Origin of the sequence: Ruegeria halocynthiae (genome assembly GCF_000743705.1) — a bacterium.
GTDB classification, from domain to species: Bacteria; Pseudomonadota; Alphaproteobacteria; order Rhodobacterales; family Rhodobacteraceae; genus Ruegeria; species Ruegeria halocynthiae_B.
Genome location: NZ_JQEZ01000003.1, coordinates 555,389 through 576,458 on the forward strand (window position 1 = coordinate 555,389; position 21,070 = coordinate 576,458).

The following is a 21,070-nucleotide window of genomic DNA, read 5'->3' on the forward strand; positions in this document are numbered from 1 at the left end:
AAGGTTCCTTACTTCACCGCGCCAAAGGTCAGGCCGCGGACCAGTTGTTTCTGGCTGAACCAGCCAAGGATGAGGATCGGCGTGATGGCCATGGTCGAGGCCGCGCTCAATTTCGCAAAAAATAGACCTTCAGGGCTGGAGTAGCTGGCAATGAACGCTGTCAGCGGAGCTGCGGTGGATGCAGTCAGGTTGAGTGTCCAGAACGCTTCGTTCCACGCGAGGATGAAGTTGAGAAGAACGGTAGACGCTATGCCCGGAATGGCCATTGGCGTCAGGACATAAAGGATTTCCTCTTTCAGCGTGGCGCCATCCATACGCGCGGCTTCCAGTATCTCGCCGGGGATTTCCTTGAAGTACGTGTAAAGCATCCAGACAATTATCGGCAGGTTGATGAGCATCAGCACAACCACCAGCCCCCCACGGGTATCGAGCAGGTTGAATTCGACAAAAATCAACGAGATCGGGTAAAGAACACCCACTGCAGGCAACATTTTGGTCGAGAGCATCCACAACAGTATGTCTTTGGTCCGTTTGGACGGCACAAAAGCCATGGACCACGCAGCAGGGATCGCCACGAGAATGCCAAGGATCGTGGAACCCCCGGCAATGATCACAGAGTTCCATAAGAACTTCATATAATCGGACCGCTCTTGGACAACGGCGTAATTCTCCAACGTCCAGTCAAAGGCAAAGAACAAAGGCGGGTCGTTGATCGCCTGCGCTTCGGTCTTAAAGCTGGTAAGGATCGTCCAATAGATCGGAAAAAAGATGATCAGACCAATTGTCCAAGCAGCGGCAGTGGTGATCATCTTGCGTTTTGTTGTGACGGAGCGTGCCATGTGAACTGTCCCTTTAAGCGTCCAGATTCTTGCCGACGATGCGCATCAAGAAGATAGCCACGATGTTGGCAAGGATGATGGCGTAGACGCCACCTGCAGATCCCAGCCCGATATTCTGACTATCGATGACCCGCTGAAAGATCAGGTAAGTCAGAGTCCGCGTGCCGAATGCACCGCCCGTGGTCACGAATATCTCGGCGAAGATCGACAACAGAAAGATCGTCTGGATCAGAATGACGATGGTAATCGCACGGGCCAGATGCGGCAGCACAATGTGCCAGAACCGTTTGAGCACAGGTGCGCCGTCCATTTCAGCCGCCTCAAGCTGTTCGCTATCAAGCGACTGGATGGCGGTAAGCAGAATAAGCGTGGCAAACGGCAACCACTGCCAGGACACGATCATAATGATCGAGCTAAGCGATGCGTCTTGTAGCCAAGCCACAGGTTCGGCCCCAAAAAACCGCCAAAGATGGGCGAGTATGCCGTTGACCGGGTCCATCAGCATGTTTTTCCAAACCAGCGCGGATACGGTTGGCATTACAAAAAATGGTGCAATCACAAGGATGCGCACAACGCCCTGCCCCCACATCGGCTGATCCAGAAGGATCGCCAGCAATATGCCAAGCACCAATGTAATCAGCAGGACGCCGCCCACCATCACAAGCGTTGTTTGCACTGAAGGCCAGAATGAACTGGATGAAATAAACCGGGCATAGTTCGAAAACCCCACCCAATCGAGCCCGCGGTCAATGCTGTCGCCGCGCAGGGGCAGGTATTTCGTGAACGAGAACCACAAAGTCATGATCAGCGGGACCAGCATCCAGCCCAAGAGCAAGACCACAGCGGGTGCCATCATAAAGCGGGCGGCAGATCTGGAGGCTTTGGTGGCCATTGGATGGTCCTCTCCTGTGGACGGGTGTACCGAACCGGATCGTAACAAAGGTCAAATTGAAAGTCGTGGATCAGAGGGCAACGCATTGTGCCCTCTGATCGAGTGGCGCTTAGCGGTAACCAGCGGCTTCCATTGCTTCGTTTGTAATCGCCTGCGCTTTCTCAAGCGCCTCTTCGACGGTCTGCTGACCGGCGTAAGCGGCCGAAAATTCCTGGCTTACTTCGGTTGCGATGCCTGCAAACTCCGGGATCGCCGCAAACTGAATGCCAACATAAGGGCTCGGCTCTACTGTGGAATTATTCGGATCAGCGGACAAGATCGAGTCCAGTGTCATCTGAGCGAACGGAACAGCCTGGTAATTTGGGTTTTCATACAGAGATGTCCGCGCGCCCGGCGGAACATTGGCCCAGCCTTCGTTCTCGGCAACCAGATCAATGTAGCCGGTTGAGGTTGCCCACTCGATGAACTGCTTGGCTTCAGCTTCTTGCTGAGTGCCAGCCGGAATCGCAAGCGCCCATGCCCACAGCCAGTTAGACCGCTTGCCCAGACCCGTGTCGGGGGCCAGTGCAAAGCCAACGCTGTCAGCAACCGTAGAATCGTCACCCGTTACGAATGACGCGGCAACAGTTGCATCAATCCACATGCCACACTTGCCCTGATTAAACAGCGACAGGTTTTCGTTGAAACCGTTGGTCGCATATCCCGTCGGGCCAGAGGCATCCATCATCTCTTTGTAGAAATTCAGCGTGTTGGCCCATGGTTCTGTGTCGAATTGCGCGTTCCAGTCCATGTCGAACCAACGTGCGCCGAAGGAATTGGACATTGCTGTGATAAACGCACCACCTTCGCCCCATCCGGCCTTGCCGCGCAGGCAAATGCCGTTGATGTCCGCGTCGCGGTCCGTCATTGCAGCAGCGGCCTCGGCAATAAATTCCCATGTGGGCGCGTCGGGCATCTCAAGACCAGCGGCCTCCATCAGGTCCGTCCGGTACATGATCATTGAGCTTTCGCCATAGAACGGTGCCGCATAAAGCGTACCGTCGTAAGAAAGCCCCCCTGCCATCGCTGGCAGTAAGTCGCCAACATTGTATTCTTCGGACAGATCATCCAGCGGAACGAGCCAGCCATTGGAACCCCAGATCGGGGTTTCGTACATGCCGATCGTCATGATGTCGAAGGCGCCGCCTTTGGTGGTAATGTCGGTTGTGACGCGCTGACGCAGCACGTTCTCTTCCAATGTCACCCACTCGACAGCGATGCCCGTCTCTTCAGTGAATTTGTCGGTGTAACCTTGCATTCGGATCATGTCGCCATTGTTGACAGTGGCGATCGTGATCGTTGCGGAAGGGTCGGCTGCGAAAGCACCAGTTGCTGTAATCAGCGAAAGCGCAGTTGCAGCACTAAGCGTGCTCTTCAAAGACATCCGGTTTCCTCCCTGGTTGGATGTTATGTACCAAGGCTAGTCGGATAGACGACGCGGCGTCAATAAAAGTTTTACGCGCGTAAAACTTTAGAGCACTTATGCAGAGTCACGCAATATCAACGTCCCTTCCAAACGTGTGCTTTTCCAAGGTGATACCTGCCCTTCAATTGCTGCGAACAACGCTTCGGCTGCTGTCTGAGAAACCATGTCATAATTGTGCGAAATTGTTGTAAGCGGTGGACAGGTATAGCGTGAATGCGGGTGACCGTCTTGTCCGGCGATCCGAATCGCGCAGTCTTCGCCGCGACCAACCCGGATGTTTTTCTCGTAACAAGCGGTCAGTAATCCAATCGCCAACCGGTCGTTGCTGCACAAGATCGTATTGGTTGAAAGGCGCTCATCTTGCAGCATCTCGTGCCCGCCCAGACGACCAATTTCCTCGAACCCCCATCCTTCACCTTCAACCGAAATGACGTTCGGGGTATGGCCAAACTCTTCCATTGCATTCAGATAGCTTTGGCGACGACGATGCGCATTTGGGTTAGCAGGCGTCTTCATTTCAAAAAAGCAGGGAGGTTCACCCGTTCTGCATAAGTAATCGGTGATATGGGCTGTGAACTGAAAGTTGTCAGAGCCCACAAAGGCAAGACCGATCTCATCGACACTGCTATCGAAGATCAAAGTGGGCACATCTCTGCAGAAATTCTCTAGCGCCTGTCGGTCCGAAGCACGCCCCAAAGGGGCCAATAAAACGCCCGCGGGTTTGAGAGATCGCAGAGTTTCCAGAACCTCAACCTCAAAGGCAGGGTCCCCGTGTGAACTGAACAATGTTGGGCGATATCCCGCGGCGATACATCTTTGTTCAAGGTTTCGCGCGATCTCTGCAAAATAGGGATCCGACAATAGCGGCACCACAACCCCGACGTTCTTTGTCAGCTTCCGGTTCTGGTTCATCGCATAGATATTGGGGCGATAATCATGCAACTCCAGTGCGGCCTCAATCCGGGCGCGTGTGCTGGACCTGACACTGTCAGGGTCATTGAAATACTTCGACACTGTCGGACGGGAGATACCACTGACTCTGGCAAACTCCTCCATATTCCGAATTTTGTTGCCCGCCATCTCTGATCGTCCCGTCACATTTTTGCGCTAAGAATTAAAATTTCCACTGAGGTACAATTTCTTGTCGCGCGCAAAAATGCAACTTTCCGTTGGGCAGGAGGTAACTATTGGCCCTTCGTTACCGTTTGCCCAGGCTTTGTTGTACAAATCAGTTGAAGAATTCATTTTATGAACCCTGCGCGACAGCTGGGAAACATGAGCATTTGGGCCCAGACGAAGTACAAGACCAAGACCTGGCTTTCGTACAATATCGCACTGAAGCAACGCGGATCGCTTTCGATTTGGCTTGATCCGGAGATGAACTGGGCACCGCCGCTGAATGGCAAGCACGGTCGGCAACAGGGTTTCAGCGATGCTGCGATCCAGACCTACCTGGTCTTGAAGGTGTTGTTCGGGATGCCGCTCAGGTAGACGACTGTTTGCGTCGAGAGCCCACTACAGCTCGCCGGACTGGGCTGGGCGGCGTCCAACTATAACACAGTGCCATCGCCAAAAGACACTGAATGGCGGCCTGCCCTATCACAGCGGCACCGGCTCGCTGAACCTGCTGATCCCCTGTCGGGACATCACTGCATGATGCCCTGCCGATTGCCAGAAATTTTGAAAGGCGACGGGCGTGTCCCGGTGATACCTATCATCTGGATGGGTTTTGTTGCGCAATTCACGTGACGAGCGAACTTCCCAGCCCTCTCCGCGCCAACCGCCCTCCCCGCGCGTAAGCACAAGGAGTGCAGAGGCGCGCCAGCGTCCTTCCTGATTGATAGCCACATGGATGAAGCGCTTAGGCAGGCAATCTCCAAAGTGTCTGGCACTGGCGCCGACACCAAAGACTGGTGATCATCAGAACAGGCATGTTTTTCACAACGCGCTTCACGCCCTGCCCCCGGACAAGGCAGAGAAACGCCGCCTGACCAGCGCTATTTCGTCATCAGACAGTTTCCGGTTCGCCTGGAACGTTCCGTAAAAGCGCATGGCAGCGCGATTGCCTCCACTGATCTCAAACGGACCCGAGCCACCATCGGCTATCGGCTCGGCAACAGAGTAATCTTTCGCGATGCCATTGGCATTGATGTTTCTGTCAGTGCCTGTCGTCCACGAAGATAGAACCATATCCAAGCCGATCGGTGACTGGCCGACACTAACCGATGATGACAGCGCCCCCCACGCCGCGCGGACCAGGGTTGTTCCGTTTTGGAGAGAAACCAGCGGCTGACGGTGCCTATAATTGCTCGGCCCGCTGATGCGGTTGGAAATAACGTGTGGGTGGGCTGCGTTAAAGCTGTTCAGGCGAAAAGCCGTAACGTTTGTGGCATCCTCGCTGAACGGCAAAGCGCCTGCCGACAATTCGTCATCAATCCCGTCAAAGTTGAGATACCTGCGTCCGTTTGCATCCTCGAAGAAGGTGGGGCGGCGGTTTGCATTGATTGACTGAACCGCATGGTGGCCATTGCCGCTTTTGTCGTTCATGCGACCCACCGGTTCGCCTGATGCTGTTACCGGAATAGTTCCTGCCGCGTCCTGAAACAACGTGCCTTTGTCAGACGGGTCGAACCAAATCAGCGGGCTTAAGCTGCCGACGCCTGAGTGCCTGTTGCGAAGTGCCAGCGATGTGATGGAAAGGCCGAGATCAATCATGCTGAGTCACCGCACCGCGCTGGAACCGCTGATTGTGGCTTTAACCGCAAGTTGAGGGCCACCCCGGCCCGGTAAGTGCATCCTGCTTGGGACATTTTCATAGGTCTCCATCTCATTGAAAATTGTGGTTGCTCCGACAGGCCCACCAACATTGCCAGGCAATCTGCTCACCGCGCTTTCAGTGTTTTTCTGAAGGCGTCAGTTATTGGTGCCCTGAAGTGGCGATTCAGCCCCGTCCGTGATTTCCCAGCTAATCTTCCAAGATGTTTCCCGAACTTCGTTGACTTTGCCCTAGGCGACCGTTCGGCATGGTTACCAAAGACGTCTGGAACATGCCGACGCGTGTGGTCGTAGCCTTTAGTCCGGGCATCATTCCGAAGTGCTATGGGGCAGAGTTCGTAGGTAAAGGTGTAGGGTTAGTTTATGTCAGGCGCTCTCCTCAGGCGGGAATACGACACCGCAATAAGTATCTGACGCTTGAACAGTCTGAGGGCTTGCCGCGACGTTCACCGGATCTTTTGAAGCCCGGTGGATAAAAAAATCCTACAGACCTTTCATACGGCTTCGACCGCATGTAGACGATCCGCAATGCACATATTTTGCACCTGCCTGATATTTAGGATTGTTAGCGTATTATGAAGCAAACTCCGATAAACGAAGCGTCTTTCCAAGCGAACCGCCCCACATTGGATGCCAGTTCCGACGATGAAACGATCGACATCGGGGCCTTGATAGGAACGCTATGGCGCGGCAAGTGGATCTTAGCTGCAACTACGACCGCGGCCATATTGTTGGGCGCTTATTATGCATTTGTCGCCGCCGTTCCGATTTACAGGTCCGGTGCGGTTGTCATGCTGGAAACCGACCAGGCAAGCGTGGTTGATCTGCAAAGCGTGGTTGGCGGATTGGCCGGGGACACGGCCGAAGTCAATTCCGAGCTGGAAGTGCTGAAATCCCGCGGTCTTATGAGCAAAGTGGTGGACAAGCTGAATCTGACCTCGGATCCGGAATTCAACAAGGCGCTTCGACCGGCATCTGCCCTCAGCGGATTAAAGCAGAGCGTGAAGTCTGTGCTTGGTGGGCAGGGTGAACCAGATGACATCCCATCTGATCTGGCCGCTCAACTGACCCAAGACGATGTGATTTCGGCCCTGCTCAAGAAGATCCAGGTGCGCAACGTTCCGCAAAGCCTGGTGTTCAACGTAACGGTTGAGACAGAGTCGGCGCGAAAATCGGCTCTGATCGCCGATACCATTGTCGAACTGTACATTTTGAACCAGATCGAAGTGAAATTCGATGCGACTGAACAGGCGACCACGTGGTTGGCCGACCGTGTGGCGGAATTACAGATTGAGCTGGAAACCTCTGAGGCGAAGGTCACCGAATTCAATTCGACCACGGCGCTGGTTTCGCCCGAGGCGCTGCAACTTCAGGAAGTTCAGCTGAAAGACCTGCGCGAACGCAGCGTATCTGCTGAGGCGACCCGCGCATCGGCACAGGCCCGATTTAACGCTTTGGATGCAGCGGGCAGCCGCGCGGCACAAGCCGATGCCAGCCAGGACCCGCAACTTCAACGTCTTTTTGCCCAGATCGAAAATCCAGACGTGGGTGAAGCAACCTTCGACACCGCCTTCCAACGCCTGGTTGCGCGGACAGCGCTTGATGCACGCCGGGCGACGCAACAGGTTCAGGCGTTGAACCGATCCTCCGAGGAGCTTGGGCATCAGATCGCGCAGCAGAATGCCGACTTGATCACGCTGCAGCAATTGGCGCGCGAAGCCGAAGCGGTTCGGTTGCTATATGAATATTTCCTCGGTCGCCTAAAGGAAACGTCGGCGCAGGAAGGGATCCAGAAGGCCGACAGCCGGCAGCTGTCGCGCGCAGTGATCCCCAGCAATCCGTCAGAGCCGAAAAAGCCCATGATCCTCGCGCTGTCGGCCATTTTAGGGTTTGGGTTAGGCGTGGCCATCCTGTTCACGATGGAGCTGCGCCGCAAAGGTTACCGATCCGCGCAAGAACTGGAACGCAAGACCGGTTACAGCGTTCTGGGTCAAATCCCGAACTTTCCGGCCCGCGGGCGGCGCAAAGTTCTGGAATATCTCGCATCCAAACCTTCTTCTGCCGCAGCCGAAGCGGTGCGCAACCTGCGTACATCTTTGATGTTGTCCAATGTGGATCACCCGCCGCAGGTTGTGGTGATCACGTCTTCGTTGCCGGGTGAAGGTAAGACGACGAACTCACTGGCGTTGGCGCAGAATTTTGTCGGGATCGGTAAGAAGGTTCTGCTGGTTGAGGGTGATATCCGGCGTCGGACCATGACGGCGCAACTTCAGAGCGTACCTGACAAGGGCATCGTCTCGGTCCTGGCTGGCGATGCAACCGCGCAGGATGCGATTTTTCAAGACCCGCTTTTGGGCTGCGATATCCTGGCAGGCGAGGAAACATCCGCCAATGCGGCGGACCTGTTTGCCTCCCAACGGTTCCGGCAGCTCCTTGACGATATGCGCAAGATCTATGATGTCATCCTGATTGATACACCCCCGACACTGATCGTGTCGGACGCACGCCTGATCGCGCGCAACGCGGATGCGATCCTTCTGACGATCAAATGGAATGACACGTCAGAACAAGATGTCACCGAAACCCTGCGGCTGTTCCACAACGACAAACAAAACCTAACCGGGATTGTGCTTGGGCAGATCAATGTCAAAGGCGCGAAACACTATGGCTATTCTTACGGCAATTACGGGTCGAAGTATTACAACAACTGACCGGTGAGAGCCGAGGAAATACCAGCGAAAAGCCGTGCGCCTATTAAAGCGTGCGGCTTTCATTTGCTCTGACCCCGGTCTGGAATATCTGCCACTGGGCTTGGCACCGGATCAGCGCCATGTGCAGACCAGCGCGCAATTCTGAGGTCAGGTGTTCACAACCGATTTACGCGCGCGAAAACGTTGTACTGCCTTCGGCGAAGTGAGAAAAATTACGACTAGGGTAGCAGCAAAAAACGGGGAACTCATGCCGTTTTTAAAGTTGAGCGTAATTCCAATAAGCGCTGGAATCACAATCGCGCTCCACAAGAGGTAACGCGAACCACTTTGGATGTTGAGCTTGAATAGAGCCGCAATAATTAAGCAGGTTGTGGCGGAAAGGATGAACAATCCAATAAAGCCAAACTTCGCCAGCACCCAGGAAATCGAGAAGTGAAATACGCGCCCTCTAGCACCCGTATTTGTCACGTCTTCATTGAAACCTGAAATTGCGTTCATATAAGATACATCAAAACTGTATCCCAACCCACCGCCGAAAACGTTTACGACAGTGTCTCTAAATGCCAATAGTTCGTATTCAGCAAATCGGATTGTAATGCTCACTGGGTTGGTAAAATGAACGGCCCATTCGCGGAGTTGGTCGGCAGAAATAAGAGAATAAACACAAATTGACGCCAACATAATTATGGTGAACGCGATGCACCTATTTCGAGAGAAAACTGGAAAGGTTTGGAGGCAGAAGCGAAATGCAAATGCGGCCGCGAATGCGCCCAAAGCGATTGCAAGCCCTCCTGATTCACTAAAGGCTAACAAACACAGCAACGACGTGAGAATACCGAGTAACCATCTTCCCTTTGCCAATAACAGTGCAGCGAAGGTCGCAAATACATAAGGCTGCTCCAACCCTTTTCCCGCAATTGCAAAAGGAAGGGTAATTAGAAGGGATAGCCCTGCACTGAACAGTATGGCGTCAACAAGTTTCTCTTCACCTTCCGTGTCTAGAATCGAGAATATTGGAAGTACATGAATTACTGGAAATAGGGCGACTACAGTGTCAGCAATAACAAAACCGATAGGGTTGTCAGTCGATTTAAAAAGTGTGACCGCGTAGAAGTGAACGAAAATAAATAAAACCCAACCCAAAGAGCACACAAGTACACTCTTGGGGATTCTTTTTGTAAATATGGCCGCTGCCGTTAGTGAAAAAATAAAGAAAACAACGTTCATGAGTCGGGATTTTGTGCTGAAATCAGCGACAGTCAGCAAGTTTGCCAGAAGAATCGGAAGCACAACCACAATTAGAAAGTACTTACGGCTTTCCGTCATATTCACGCTAAGGCGCATAGGTCTATCCTGAGTTTACCCTGAAGCCGGCAACACAATGGTAGTTGATTGTTTTTCTATGAGTGCTTTTGGACAGAGGCGCATAAATATGCAATTGAAAAGTCCCAACGCTTGTTGAGTGACCCAGTAAAGGACCACGCATGAAATCAGGTTGGTCGCCGCCAGGAATGTGACCGGCGCAAGGGCGCCCAGCCGAACGTAGACAAAGACCAGTCCGAAAATCAGGTAACTCAGAAGCGCCAGTTCTATCATTGCCCAAGTGTTCTTTCCAGCCACTGAAAGTGCCCTTTGGACCCCTCGGCGATCTCTGGCAACATCTGATCAAGGCGGGTTTTGATATCACTCACGCGTGACAGAATGACCGGGATGTCGGCGGATTTCGGATCCACATAACACAGATCCTGCAGATTCAGTTGCTCAAGCTGTGCCCGAACCTTTCCACGACCGCCCACACTGATAAAGGGAACGCCATACGACATGGCCGTCAGACCAACGTGAAGCTTGGACGACAAGACGAGCGACATGGTGCGCAGCTTTTGGCAGAAGTCCATACAGTCTTCATAGGGCATCAGCGTCAGGTCGCGGTCCTTGCCGTCCCATTCGTAGGTAAAACCGCTTTCGGCCAGATGCGACCGGGTCACCAGAATTTCGGCATTGGGTACAGTCTTGCGGATGTGATCCACAATGGCATGTCCCACATGGGTGTGACGCTTGTGGAAATTCAACAGGATACGCGGCGTATCGTACTGCCAGTCAGCGGGGTCCTGATCAATGTGTTTCGCGGTGCCCATTAGGACATCGGGATAGAACGCGGCCGTGATGCTGCGCTCGTTCAGCAGTGGCACGTCGCGGTTGAGGCGTACGGTCCCGCCCTTCACGCAATCGCTTTTGAACAGATATCGACGGGCAAGCGAGATATCCCGAAATCCCCGGATGCTGTCGCTGCCGATCGAGGTGAAATAAACGGGCTTGTTGTACCTGATCGCGGCCCGGCGAAGCGTCAGGTAGCGCTGTTCGATTTTACGCGGTGCCGATTTCACGATCATGCGCAACAGCTGCGCTTCTTTCAACACAGCACCGCCACCCATGACGACGGCATCCGCCTTGCGAATGCCATCCATTGCATCGCGGTTGACAGTCAGGCCGTTCTTTTGCGCTTCCCGGGTGCTAATGCCGTAGACTTCGACGGAATGGCCCATAGCCTCCAGCTTTTTGGCGAACAGAACGGCCATCAAATCATCGCCGAAATTACCTTGTTGATAGGCACCCCAAAGAAAGATCCTCATGAATGTTCAATCCTGTATCTGGAAAGGCTTATGACCACGATCACCGTGATCGCCAAATTAGCTAAGAATGACCCAATGACCATTGCCGGGAACCCTAATTTGTGGACCAGCAGATAGGTCAGCAGTGATGAAACGGCAAGCGAAACGATGCTGGATACCAGCAACATCGCCGGACGCCCCAATGCCAATAGCGCCTGGATCAAAGCGCCGGATAAGGCGGTCGCCAAAAGCACCGGCAGGAACCACATCGTCACCTGCAGCGCCTCGGCGCTACCTTGCAGAAAACCGGGCAGCCAGCCGTTGTAGGCGGCTAGCCCCGCGATCACGTAAATCGCGCTGATCAGCCCGGCGCAAAGAAATGAAAGGCGCTGGTGTTGCAGCAAGTGTGTGAGACGGGGAACCCCCGCCCCCAGCAGCGCGACCAAATCTGGAAACTCGATCCGACGGGCCATGTTGATGACGTTGTTCGAAGCATTCAGGATGTTGCGCGACAGGATAAAGGCGGCCGACATCTCGGGCGAGAACAGCGCAACGGCGAAAAAGATTTGCACGCGCCCTGTCAGTTGACCGGGCAGTTGCGACAGAAAGACCCCGCCGCCCACTTGGGTGGCGTGCTTCAGGGCGGCTATGGAAAAGCCTCCTAAGGCGCTCAGTGGTGAGCGGCGCAGTATCAGGGCCTGTACAAGCACCGCAGCCAGGGCACCGACCACGAAAGCTATTCCCAAAGCGTAACCAAGCTCGGCCAATGGACGATCCGCAAGGCTGCCCATGATGGCAACTATGCTGGTAAGCAGCCAGGGAAACGCGATGGTCAGCCCCGCAATACCCTGCATCTTGCGCCCGTCCAAAAAACCAGTCTGGTTGAACGACCAGATGATCAGGCCAATCAGGGTCGTTGTCACAAAAGCCTTGGATAACGGGTCTGGATAGATGCCCAGAAGATCACCTGCGCCCAAGGCCAGCGCGCACAGTCCCAGCCATGTCAGCAAGCGCAGGACAATTACTCCGGCAAGGGTTTCGCGTGGATCAATATCTTGGCCGTCCTCTGCCAACGCCTGCTGACGCGCCAGAAAGATTTGGCCTCCCATGTCCATAGCCATGAAAAAAAGCGTCACGATTGACATCGAGAACCCGATCGCCGACGCCAGTTCGTATTTCTCCTGACCAAGGATGACGAACGAGGCGATCAGAAAGCTGCCCTGCCCTAAGAGGTATCCCAGAGCCAGCCCCGCCATGTTGAGCATCCGTCGGTTGGACAGCATCAAGACACCTGACTGATCTTTGTTGCAAAAAATGTCTGATAAGCCTCGGTGCCTTCCCTTTGCATTTTCTCGAATGCAGTGATGTTTTGCCGGGCGCGTGCCAAATGGGCCTCGCGGTCCTGCATCTCGGCGATGACTTCAGCCACTGCAGCTGTGATATCGCGGGCCATGGCGCTGCGATCATCCGACAGCGACACAAGCCGGTGATGCGCGCCATCCAGCGTTTCGGGAATACAGGCATGATCGGTCGAAACCACCGATGCCCCGGCCGAAAGCGCCTCCATCAACACATTGGGCTGGGCTTCCAGCTTGTAGGTCGAGGGAAAGACAAAAACATCGGATGCCTTATAGAAGTCTGCCTTTGCCCCCCCCGAGACATGCCCCAGAAAAGTCACCTGATCGCCAAGCGCCTTTTCCAGCTTCGCTCGCCAGATAACAGCCTGATCATCAGTGGGCTGGCCGCCTATGAGAAATTGTATTCCCTGCAACTGATTTGCCAGCGCTTCAAAAGCGTCGACCACAATGTCAAAACCCTTGTCCGCATTGAGGTTGCTCAGAAAACCGATGGTCAGAACCTTACCCTCGCTCACTACATGATCGGGTGACAGGGCAGTTATATCGCAGGTGGCCGCGTTGCTGATGACCTGAGCGTCCACAGTGGGGCCAAATTGGCGTTCGAATGTGTCGCGCATCCTGTCGGTCAAAAAGATATGGCGAGCCCGATCCCCCAAAATATCGCAAAGCTTACGCAAACGGTTGTTCCCCGTGCGGATGTTAAAGAAATTCCGGTGGTGGAGAAATATTCGTTGAACCCCGCGTAAACGAAAAATCGCGGCATAAAGCAGGTTATACATCAGGCCCATACCGCCATCGGGCACCATGTAGATCACGGTCTTTGGGTTGCTGTGCGTCAGCAGCGTTAGTGCATTCTTTAGGGTCCGATGAACCCGATGCATGTGATAGCGTAGTGATCGGTTATGGGCCGAGCCGCTTTGCACATTGGTCTCTAACCGCAAAACCTCATGGTTCCGGGCTTCGAAGGCTTCTGCCCAGATCTTGGTGTTTTTGGCCGCACCGTTGTGCGGTGGTGGCAACGGACCAATGACGATGACTCGGGGTGTAGAGGGTGTCGTCATATCAAACACATTGGAACTGTCGCGCAAATCGCCAGGCCGCTGCTTGCGACTTTCGCGGTGCGTATGTGAATCCTGGCAGATGTGATCCACCCCTGTGTGTTAAACCGCAAGGCACGACGTTTGATCCCGCGAACCTCATACCCATTTTCCGGCAGAGGTTTAGCCAGATAAGAACCGTCTTGCCCGGTGATGGCGCTCATCAAAGCCTTCTTCAAAATGCTATCTCCAAAATAACCTGTGTCTTAGGCGGCTCTGGACAGACGCCTAATGATGGCTTCGTAACTGTCAAAAATTGTGTCCCGGTTCATGTTTTGCTGCACAAATGAACGCCCGGCCTGCCCCATACGCTGCTGCCGTGCGGGATCAGAAAGAAGCTCCGATACCTCTTGGCATAGCCGGGTTTCGTCACCGGGATAGACACAGATGCCCGCGCCGGATTCCTTGGTTAAAACATCCAGCGGACTGTTTGGTTCAGCGACGCAGACAAAGGGCCTGCCTGCCGACATAATCGAAAAAAGCTTTGACGGAAGCGCATAGTTGGCCACGTTCAAGGCCTGAGGAACAAGGTGGATATTGGCACTTTGCAATGAGGTCATGAATTCGTCGGATGGCGCTAGTTCCAGAAAACGCGTGTTGCCGATACCGCGCCGTGCCACCTCTTGTTCAATCCGGGCTCTTTCAGAGCCCGAGCCTCGCAAAACGATCTCGACGTTCGGATTATTGGCCGACAAATGTGTCAGCAACGGCAGAAGCTGATCCAGATTTTGCTTTTTGCCGAAATTCCCTGAATACATAACCCGTGACGTGCCCGAGGGGGCGATCGGGGATTCCTGCGCGACCTGAGACCAGATTGGCAAAACTTCGATTGGTTTTCTGCAGCCCAGGTCCCTGAGCTCTTGTTTCATACCGTCGGTCAGCACGACAATATTATCCGCAAAGTTGAGACCGAAACGCTCAATCAGACGCATGACTTTCAGCACTGTTGAACTGGAGGTGATGTTGAGAGAACTGGCAAGGCCGCTTTCGATGTCATGGACAATGGCTATCACAGCAGCGCCAGATCGCATTTTCAGAGCTTTGGCCCCAAACAAAGTCAGAACACTGGGCACATAGGCGATGATAACGTTCACATCACGGTGGGTGCCACGAACGGCATGTGAGAGAGCCCGACCGAGAAAACGCAGATCGTTCCTGATCCGATCCTTGAACCCGCCTGACCCGCGCGGGTTCACCGGGACCCGTTCAATTCTGATTTCACCCAATGCCTCGTGATCGCGCGCGCCTTCCGCCCAATCCTTGAAGGGTTCGATACTGGGATAGTGCGGGCGAAATGCCAGCGTGGAAACGGAATATCCCTTGTCCGAAAAATGCTGCGCCAATTCGCGGCAATAAGGTGCGGATCCAATTTCCTCTGGCCAAAAATAGGGCGACAGGTTGAGAACCGAAGTTTGCGGCATTTGCATTTCTAGATTTTCTTTCCAGTGACGCTCGCGCATTTGCATTGCTGCAGTGCGCGGGTTCAAAATAACCGTTGGGTGTAAACCTTTTTTGGTGGCCTGTATGACGGGCGACCAGCGGGGGTTTCAATGTGGTACGGCGCGCCGGATGAATTTCCAACAACAGGTCTGCCGGTTAACTGAGGCCCCCAGCGTGCGGGTGCTTCGTCTGTAATATTAAAGAGTTGCATTGAAAAATATGCACGAGGCCCGGACTGCCGAATGGTTTCGGTTCCTTCGTGAAGGAGGGAAAAGGGAATGGTCATAAATATGTTGCTCGATTGGTAATCCACCGCGAGTTAGTAGTCAGCCACCCTTCCCCTGACAACCCTGGCGATAGCGATCCGGGCGAATTTCAGCACCTCCCGTGGTTTTGGTGCACAAAGTGGTCGCTGCGCAGGCCGCCCTTTCCCTGAGTGGGCTTTCCCTCCGGCCCCGGCGACGAGTATTCCGAGCGAGGTGTCGTGATTGCGAACTTCGATGCGGCTTGGTATTTGCGTATGTCGCAGGCGCGATCCACTGGCCAGCAGGCGAAAGGAACCGCAGTTCGAAAGTTGCGCACAAGCAAAAAAGGGATGCGCCAGCATTACAGCGCATCCCCTTGTATTTTAGACATCCAGTTTTCAGTCAACGATTGCAATCTGGACCGAAGGTATCAAAAGAACGCCTGCAACCCTGTCTGTGCACGACCCAAAATCAGGGCGTGGACATCATGGGTGCCTTCATAGGTGTTCACTGTTTCCAGATTGACCATGTGCCGGATGACCTGGAACTCCAACGAAATCCCGTTGCCGCCGTGCATGTCCCGCGACATCCGCGCGATGTCCAGCGCCTTGCCACAGTTGTTGCGTTTGACGATCGAAATCATTTCAGGGGCGGCATTGGCGTCGTTCATCAGGCGACCGACACGCAGGCTTGCTTGCAGTCCCAATGCGATCTCAGTCTGCATATTGGCCAGTTTAAGCTGGAACAACTGCGTCTGCGCCAAGGGCTTGTTGAACTGCTTGCGGTCCAGACCATATTGACGCGAAGCATGCCAGCATGTTTCCGCAGCGCCCATGACGCCCCAGCTGATGCCATAGCGTGCGCGGTTCAGACAGCCGAACGGCCCTTTCAGACCCTGCACGTTCGGCAGCAGCGCGTCCTCGCCGACTTCAACACCTTCCATAACGATCTCACCGGTGATCGAGGCTCGCAAGCTGAGCTTGTTCTGAATCTTCGGCGCGCTCAGACCTTTCAGCCCTTTGTCGAGCACAAAGCCGCGGATTTTCCCGTCGTGTGCATCCGACTTGGCCCAGACGACAAACACATCGGCGATGGGCGAATTCGAAATCCACATCTTGCTGCCGGTCAGACGATAACCGCCGTCGATCTTTTCGGCGCGGGTCTTCATTCCCGCCGGGTCCGAACCTGCATCCGGTTCGGTCAGGCCGAAGCAACCGATCCACTCGCCGCTGGCCAGTTTCGGCAGGTATTTCCGGCGCTGTTCTTCGCTGCCATAGGCATAGATCGGATACATCACCAACGAGCTTTGCACTGACATCATCGAGCGATAGCCCGAATCAACCCGCTCGACCTCGCGGGCGACCAGACCATAGGCGACGTAACCGGCGTCAATGCCGCCGTACTCCTCAGGGATGGTGGTGCCCAACAGCCCCATTTCACCCATTTCGCGGAAAATCTCGGGGTCGGTTTCTTCGTTCTGGAACGCTTGCGTGACCCGTGGTTGCAGTTTCTCTTGTGCGTAAGACCTTGCGCTGTCTGCAATCATGCGCTCGTCTTCGTTCAACTGCTGATCCATGCGGAACGGGTCGTCCCACTGGAACTGTCCAAGATCGGGTACGTCTTTGGCCCGTAGGGCCGGTTTGGTGTCCGGGGCGTTCATGGCTATTCTCCGATGTGGTGATTTGGCGCGGACTATACTGTGCGTTCCGGCCGAAAAACAGCGAGACTTTTGCACCGTTCCATGAGAAAAACGCATACATGGGAACTCCGCGACGTTTTTTACCCTCCATTTCATCCCTGCGCGCGCTTGAAGCGTTGGACAGGCTCGGATCCGCCTCGGCCGTGGCCGAGGAGATGTCTCTGACGCAAAGCGCAGTCAGCCGGCAATTTCAAAGCCTTGAAACCCAACTTGAAGTGGAGTTGATTCGGCGCGACCAAAAGCGTCTGTCGCTGACCCCTGCGGCACAAGAATATGTCGGTGAAATCCGGCAGGCGCTGAATCAGATTGCGCAGGCGTCGATGAATCTGCATCTGGCACCGCTGGGCGGATCTTTGAATCTGGCGATTTTGCCCACATTTGGGATGCGCTGGTTGGTGCCCCGCCTGCCCGAATTTGCGCGGCGGCACCCCGATATCACCATCAATATGTCCACCCGCCACCGACCCTTTAACTTCGCCGCAGAACCGTTTGATGCTGCATTACATTTTGGCGAAGCTGACTGGCCTGGAACCGACCGCCTGTTGCTAAAGGTCGAACGTGTTCTGCCAGTCTGTGCGCCCGCGCTTTTGCCGAATGGGCCGCCTGAATCACCACAGGCCCTGTTGAAACTGCCCCTGCTTCATATCCAGACGCGCCCAAAAGCCTGGCAGGGCTGGTTTCGGCAGATGGGGTTTGACAACGTCGGCGCCCTGCCCGGCACGATTCACGACCAGTTTTCAACGATCAATCAGGCCGCCCTGCACGGGCTAGGGGTCGCGCTGATGCCCAGCTATCTGGTTGAGCAAGACCTAGCCGTGGGTCGGCTGATCTCGGCGTTTTCCGATGCGGTGGAAACCGTAGGCGCCTATTACCTTGTCTGGCCCCGGTCGAAATCGGATGACCCGTCCCTGCGCGAGTTCCGGCATTGGCTGGCCGCGCAAGCGCAGAGCGAGGACACCCTGCCCCGGTGAATCGGGGCTTTCTGGGCGCGGCCTGATCCAGGTTCAGTTCCGACCGCGAGAATTTGATCGGGGTACGCAGCCCCGGCACGCCCTCGGGGTTAATCTGCATGTTCCGATGCTGGATTTGCGGATCGCTCAGCGCCTCAGCGACTGAGTTGATCGGCCCACCCGGCACGCCAATCCGTAAAGCTGTGCCAGCAGGTCCGCCTTGGTCCATTTCATGCAGGCCAGACCAAGCAGCCCGGTCAACTCAGACCGGTTCGCAACCCGCGCTGCGTTGTCGGCGAAAAAGTGAGCGTTCTGAAGGCCGGGGATGCTTATTTGTTCGACAGCCGCCGCCCACATAGATTCCGCAACACCTCGGATCAACCGGCTGAAATCATATCGACCTGTGCGCCACCCTACCTTTAATATGTTGAAAACCCTATCAGGTTACGGCGAATGACGACGCCGGGACGTTTCCAATATTGAGCGCCAAAAGCCAAGGGAGCCTACGGAACAAAGCAGCAAGTTGCCCGTGGAAATGCCATCCATGCTCATTCATTTGCGCACAGAAATGTATCATTTTGTCATCTGATATTTTAACTATGGTACCTGATAGAGATATTCCCGATGCAGGGTTCATTGCCTAACCCGGCAGAGATGGCTTGTCTCACCTGCGTATGTGGGTCGATGACGTCGGCTGCCGTTTCAGTGGATGAACCTTCTACTAGGCCAGCGAATTCAAAGCCGTACATAAAGGTTTGAGAGAGGGAGGAAACACTAAATGGCTCTTACTATCGGAAGAAGAAAGTTTCTCGGGGTTACAGCAGCAGCAGCGGCCACGACGCTTGCAGCGCCCGCAATTGTTAAGGCTGCAGGTTCGAAGCTTCGGATCGGTACTTTTGGCGGCTACTTTGAAGAGAGCTTTGAAAAGTTCATCTACCCCGCCTTCACCGAAAAAACAGGCATCGAAGTTCAGTCCTTTGCCACGCCAGTACCTTCAGTGGTTGTGCCGCAGCTGAAAACGGCCGCGCAAACCAAGACGGCACCGATGGACGTCATCATGTTCTCGGGTGTTGCCCGGGCCGAAGGCGCCAAGCTTGGTGTGTATAAAACACTGGACGACAAGAAAATCCCGAACCTGTCGAACTTGCCCGAGCGCTTTCAGGACCGTGACGCCGAAGGCGGACTGTACGGCGTGGGTGCGCTGTCGTGGTTCATCACCTTGTGCACGAACACGGATGAAATCCCCGAAGCCCCGACCAGCTGGAGCGCGCTGTGGGATGAGCAGTACAAAGACCAGATCGGTCTGCTTGCTCTGCCGCAGAACGCCTGGATGCTTGAAGTAACCGCGACAACCTTCTTTGGTGGCACAGATATTCTGAGCACCCGTGAAGGTCTTGAGCAGGTCTTTGACAAGCTCCGCGAACTGGTGCCGAACGTGCGCCTGTGGTATCGCGACGAAGGCTCGTTCCAGCAGGCACTGCAGGACGGCGAAATCCCGATGGGTCAGTATTACCACGACGTGGCGGGCCTTGCCGCTGCCGAAGGGTTCCCGGTACGCTCGACGATGCCGAAAGAAGGCGGTGTACAGGATTCCGGTTACTGGATTTCTCCGAAGTATGCTGAGCCGATTGATGAAATCCACGAATTCATCAACTTTACCAGCAGCCCGGAAACCCAGTCTCTGCTGGCCCGCAGCGTCGGCACCGCACCGGTTGTTGATCTGGATCTGACCGATCTGACACCCGAGGAAATTTCGGCTGTAACCAGCACGATTCCTCCGATCACACCGCGGTATGACGTATTTGTGGAAAACAAAGATTGGATTACCGAAACCTGGAACGAAATGATCTCCAGTTAAGGTACCATAGTAAAAAACAATGGCTGTGATCCGAAAAGCGGGATTGCAGCCATTTTCTGTAAGGAAAAACTCATGACCGGTCTTGTCATTTCCGGGATCACCAAGAAGTTTGGCAACTTCACCGCTGTCAACAACATTGATCTTCACTTTAACAAAGGTGAAATGATCTGCTTTCTTGGCCCCTCCGGCTGCGGAAAAACAACGCTTTTGCGCATGATTGCTGGCCTCGAAGAGCCAACCAACGGCAGCATCAGCTTTGACGATAGCGATCTGACCCGTGTTCCGGTGCATGAACGCAGTATCGGAATGGTGTTCCAGTCCTTTGCCCTGTTCCCACACCTGAGCGTGGGCGAAAACATCAGCTATGCGCTGAAAATTCGTGGGTATTCACGCTCGGATTGTGAAGACCGCGCCCGGGTACTTCTGGATAAAGTCCACCTGCCCGGGATTGAAGATCGTCGCATCTCGCAATTGTCGGGTGGCCAAAGGCAGCGTGTCGCCATCGCCCGCGCCCTGGCACTGGACCCCAAGATATTTCTGTTGGACGAGCCGATGTCAGCGCTAGATGCAAACCTGCGCGAAGCAATGCAGATTGAGCTGCGCCAACTTCAGCAGGAACTTGGCATCACAACCGTTGTGGTGACACATGACCAGACCGAAGCGATGACAATGGCTGACCAGATCGTCGTCATGGGCAACGCAAGGGTCCTGCAAACTGGTGCGCCTACAGATATCTACAAGAACCCGGCCAACAAAGAGGTTGCGTCGTTCCTGGGAACCTCGAACCTGCTGCCCGCCAAAGTAACCTCGGACACGACCGTGGAAACTGCAGGTCACAGCTTTGGTGTGGCCAGTATCGGCGGTTTCTCGAAGGGTGACGAGGTTCTGCTGATGAGCCGGCCCGAAGATGTGACGGTATCCGTCGATGAACAGGAAACAGCGGACAACTGGGTGTCTGGAACTGTGACCTTCATCCGCGATATTGGCGCTATCATTGAAATTCTGGTCGATTGCGGCGGACACGAGGTTATTTCGGTCATCACCCCCAAAGATTGCCCGGATGTCAGCGTTGGCAAAACGGTTTCGGTGCAAATTCCGAAATCCGCCTGCCACGTTCTGGCCAACTAGAGGG

General features: G+C 54.6%; 18 protein-coding genes and 1 pseudogene. 6 read left to right on the plus strand and 13 right to left on the minus strand.

Translation table 11 applies throughout. The features are described from left to right. Window positions 1–8: 8 nt before the first annotated feature. The 4 genes from JT51_RS13365 to JT51_RS13380 all read right to left on the minus strand — a co-directional run bounded on the left by JT51_RS13365 (window position 9) and on the right by JT51_RS13380 (window position 4,276). Window positions 9–839 carry a carbohydrate ABC transporter permease gene (locus JT51_RS13365; RefSeq protein WP_037313390.1) on the minus strand — a complete coding sequence of 277 codons (831 nt, stop codon included), beginning with the start codon at window positions 837–839 and terminating at the stop codon, window positions 9–11. A gap of 13 nt (window positions 840–852) precedes the next feature. Further along, window positions 853–1,731 (minus strand): carbohydrate ABC transporter permease, encoded by an 879-nt coding sequence (locus JT51_RS13370; RefSeq protein WP_037313394.1) that lies wholly within the window; start codon window positions 1,729–1,731, stop codon window positions 853–855. Window positions 1,732–1,840: 109 nt separating this feature from the next. Continuing rightward, window positions 1,841–3,154 (minus strand): ABC transporter substrate-binding protein, encoded by a 1,314-nt coding sequence (locus JT51_RS13375; RefSeq protein WP_037313396.1) that lies wholly within the window; start codon window positions 3,152–3,154, stop codon window positions 1,841–1,843. Window positions 3,155–3,250: 96 nt separating this feature from the next. Then, window positions 3,251–4,276, minus strand: coding sequence for a LacI family DNA-binding transcriptional regulator (locus JT51_RS13380; protein ID WP_037313399.1), 1,026 nt, complete (start codon window positions 4,274–4,276; stop codon window positions 3,251–3,253). A gap of 195 nt (window positions 4,277–4,471) precedes the next feature. Between JT51_RS13380 and JT51_RS22240 the strand changes: the two are divergent. Further along, window positions 4,472–4,850: pseudogene (locus tag JT51_RS22240) on the plus strand (transposase); the annotation flags it as partial. A 296-nt stretch (window positions 4,851–5,146) separates the two neighbouring features. Here JT51_RS22240 and JT51_RS13395 read toward each other — a convergent pair. Beyond that, a complete protein-coding gene (locus JT51_RS13395) occupies window positions 5,147–5,911 on the minus strand; it encodes a hypothetical protein (RefSeq protein ID WP_037313405.1) in 765 nt (254 codons plus the stop codon). 635 nt (window positions 5,912–6,546) lie between these two features. Here JT51_RS13395 and JT51_RS13400 point away from each other — a divergent pair. Next, window positions 6,547–8,682, plus strand: a complete 2,136-nt coding sequence (locus JT51_RS13400) for a GumC family protein (RefSeq protein ID WP_037313408.1) — start codon at window positions 6,547–6,549, stop codon at window positions 8,680–8,682. Between the two features lie 147 nt (window positions 8,683–8,829). On the opposite strand, the gene JT51_RS13405 is transcribed toward JT51_RS13400, so the two are convergent. From JT51_RS13405 to JT51_RS13435, 8 genes are all read right to left on the minus strand, one after another. Further along, a complete protein-coding gene (locus JT51_RS13405; RefSeq protein WP_037313411.1) occupies window positions 8,830–10,026 on the minus strand; it encodes a hypothetical protein in 1,197 nt (398 codons plus the stop codon). Window positions 10,027–10,041: 15 nt separating this feature from the next. Next, on the minus strand, window positions 10,042–10,302 hold the full coding sequence (locus JT51_RS13410) for a hypothetical protein (protein WP_152563349.1): 261 nt from the start codon (window positions 10,300–10,302) through the stop codon (window positions 10,042–10,044). Further along, complete coding sequence (locus tag JT51_RS13415; RefSeq protein WP_037313416.1) at window positions 10,275–11,312, minus strand: polysaccharide pyruvyl transferase family protein; 1,038 nt, start codon at window positions 11,310–11,312, stop codon at window positions 10,275–10,277. The genes JT51_RS13410 and JT51_RS13415 overlap by 28 nt, the downstream gene beginning before the upstream one ends. Next, a complete protein-coding gene (locus JT51_RS13420) occupies window positions 11,309–12,574 on the minus strand; it encodes a hypothetical protein (RefSeq protein ID WP_037313418.1) in 1,266 nt (421 codons plus the stop codon). The genes JT51_RS13415 and JT51_RS13420 overlap by 4 nt, the downstream gene beginning before the upstream one ends. Next, window positions 12,574–13,710 (minus strand): glycosyltransferase family 4 protein, encoded by a 1,137-nt coding sequence (locus JT51_RS21255; protein WP_152563371.1) that lies wholly within the window; start codon window positions 13,708–13,710, stop codon window positions 12,574–12,576. The genes JT51_RS13420 and JT51_RS21255 overlap by 1 nt, the downstream gene beginning before the upstream one ends. Continuing rightward, entirely contained in the window at window positions 13,707–13,910 is a 204-nt protein-coding gene (locus tag JT51_RS21775) for a GDP-mannose 4,6-dehydratase (RefSeq protein WP_419177304.1), read from the minus strand. The genes JT51_RS21255 and JT51_RS21775 overlap by 4 nt, the downstream gene beginning before the upstream one ends. 42 nt (window positions 13,911–13,952) lie before the next feature. Next, a complete protein-coding gene (locus tag JT51_RS13430; protein WP_160175187.1) occupies window positions 13,953–15,167 on the minus strand; it encodes a glycosyltransferase family 4 protein in 1,215 nt (404 codons plus the stop codon). A gap of 694 nt (window positions 15,168–15,861) precedes the next feature. Continuing rightward, window positions 15,862–17,091 (minus strand): acyl-CoA dehydrogenase, encoded by a 1,230-nt coding sequence (locus JT51_RS13435; RefSeq protein ID WP_037313424.1) that lies wholly within the window; start codon window positions 17,089–17,091, stop codon window positions 15,862–15,864. Window positions 17,092–17,189: 98 nt separating this feature from the next. Between JT51_RS13435 and JT51_RS13440 the strand changes: the two genes are divergently transcribed. The 4 genes from JT51_RS13440 (at window position 17,190) to JT51_RS13455 (ending at window position 21,066) form a co-directional block, all read left to right on the plus strand. Beyond that, complete coding sequence (locus JT51_RS13440) at window positions 17,190–18,101, plus strand: LysR substrate-binding domain-containing protein (RefSeq protein WP_037313426.1); 912 nt, start codon at window positions 17,190–17,192, stop codon at window positions 18,099–18,101. Between the two features lie 282 nt (window positions 18,102–18,383). After that, window positions 18,384–18,503 carry a cupin domain-containing protein gene (locus tag JT51_RS22245; RefSeq protein WP_235216179.1) on the plus strand — a complete coding sequence of 40 codons (120 nt, stop codon included), beginning with the start codon at window positions 18,384–18,386 and terminating at the stop codon, window positions 18,501–18,503. A gap of 355 nt (window positions 18,504–18,858) precedes the next feature. Beyond that, window positions 18,859–19,938 (plus strand): ABC transporter substrate-binding protein, encoded by a 1,080-nt coding sequence (locus JT51_RS13450; protein WP_037313431.1) that lies wholly within the window; start codon window positions 18,859–18,861, stop codon window positions 19,936–19,938. A gap of 72 nt (window positions 19,939–20,010) precedes the next feature. Beyond that, a complete protein-coding gene (locus JT51_RS13455; protein ID WP_037313434.1) occupies window positions 20,011–21,066 on the plus strand; it encodes an ABC transporter ATP-binding protein in 1,056 nt (351 codons plus the stop codon). Window positions 21,067–21,070 lie beyond the last annotated feature (4 nt).

Excerpts from the sequence above, each read along its gene's own strand:
- JT51_RS13450 (WP_037313431.1), top strand. The coding sequence starts at position 18,859 with ATGGCTCTTACTATCGGAAGAAGAAAGTTTCTCGGGGTTACAGCAGCA.
- JT51_RS13380 (WP_037313399.1), bottom strand. The coding sequence starts at position 4,276 with ATGGCGGGCAACAAAATTCGGAATATGGAGGAGTTTGCCAGAGTCAGT.
- JT51_RS13430 (WP_160175187.1), bottom strand. The coding sequence starts at position 15,167 with ATGCCGCAAACTTCGGTTCTCAACCTGTCGCCCTATTTTTGGCCAGAG.
- JT51_RS13440 (WP_037313426.1), top strand. The coding sequence starts at position 17,190 with ATGGGAACTCCGCGACGTTTTTTACCCTCCATTTCATCCCTGCGCGCG.
- JT51_RS13420 (WP_037313418.1), bottom strand. The coding sequence starts at position 12,574 with ATGCTGTCCAACCGACGGATGCTCAACATGGCGGGGCTGGCTCTGGGA.
- JT51_RS13365 (WP_037313390.1), bottom strand. The coding sequence starts at position 839 with ATGGCACGCTCCGTCACAACAAAACGCAAGATGATCACCACTGCCGCT.
- JT51_RS13405 (WP_037313411.1), bottom strand. The coding sequence starts at position 10,026 with ATGCGCCTTAGCGTGAATATGACGGAAAGCCGTAAGTACTTTCTAATT.
- JT51_RS13435 (WP_037313424.1), bottom strand. The coding sequence starts at position 17,091 with ATGAACGCCCCGGACACCAAACCGGCCCTACGGGCCAAAGACGTACCC.
- JT51_RS13375 (WP_037313396.1), bottom strand. The coding sequence starts at position 3,154 with ATGTCTTTGAAGAGCACGCTTAGTGCTGCAACTGCGCTTTCGCTGATT.
- JT51_RS13400 (WP_037313408.1), top strand. The coding sequence starts at position 6,547 with ATGAAGCAAACTCCGATAAACGAAGCGTCTTTCCAAGCGAACCGCCCC.
- JT51_RS13370 (WP_037313394.1), bottom strand. The coding sequence starts at position 1,731 with ATGGCCACCAAAGCCTCCAGATCTGCCGCCCGCTTTATGATGGCACCC.
- JT51_RS13395 (WP_037313405.1), bottom strand. The coding sequence starts at position 5,911 with ATGATTGATCTCGGCCTTTCCATCACATCGCTGGCACTTCGCAACAGG.
- JT51_RS21775 (WP_419177304.1), bottom strand. The coding sequence starts at position 13,910 with ATGAGCGCCATCACCGGGCAAGACGGTTCTTATCTGGCTAAACCTCTG.
- JT51_RS21255 (WP_152563371.1), bottom strand. The coding sequence starts at position 13,710 with ATGACGACACCCTCTACACCCCGAGTCATCGTCATTGGTCCGTTGCCA.
- JT51_RS13455 (WP_037313434.1), top strand. The coding sequence starts at position 20,011 with ATGACCGGTCTTGTCATTTCCGGGATCACCAAGAAGTTTGGCAACTTC.
- JT51_RS13415 (WP_037313416.1), bottom strand. The coding sequence starts at position 11,312 with ATGAGGATCTTTCTTTGGGGTGCCTATCAACAAGGTAATTTCGGCGAT.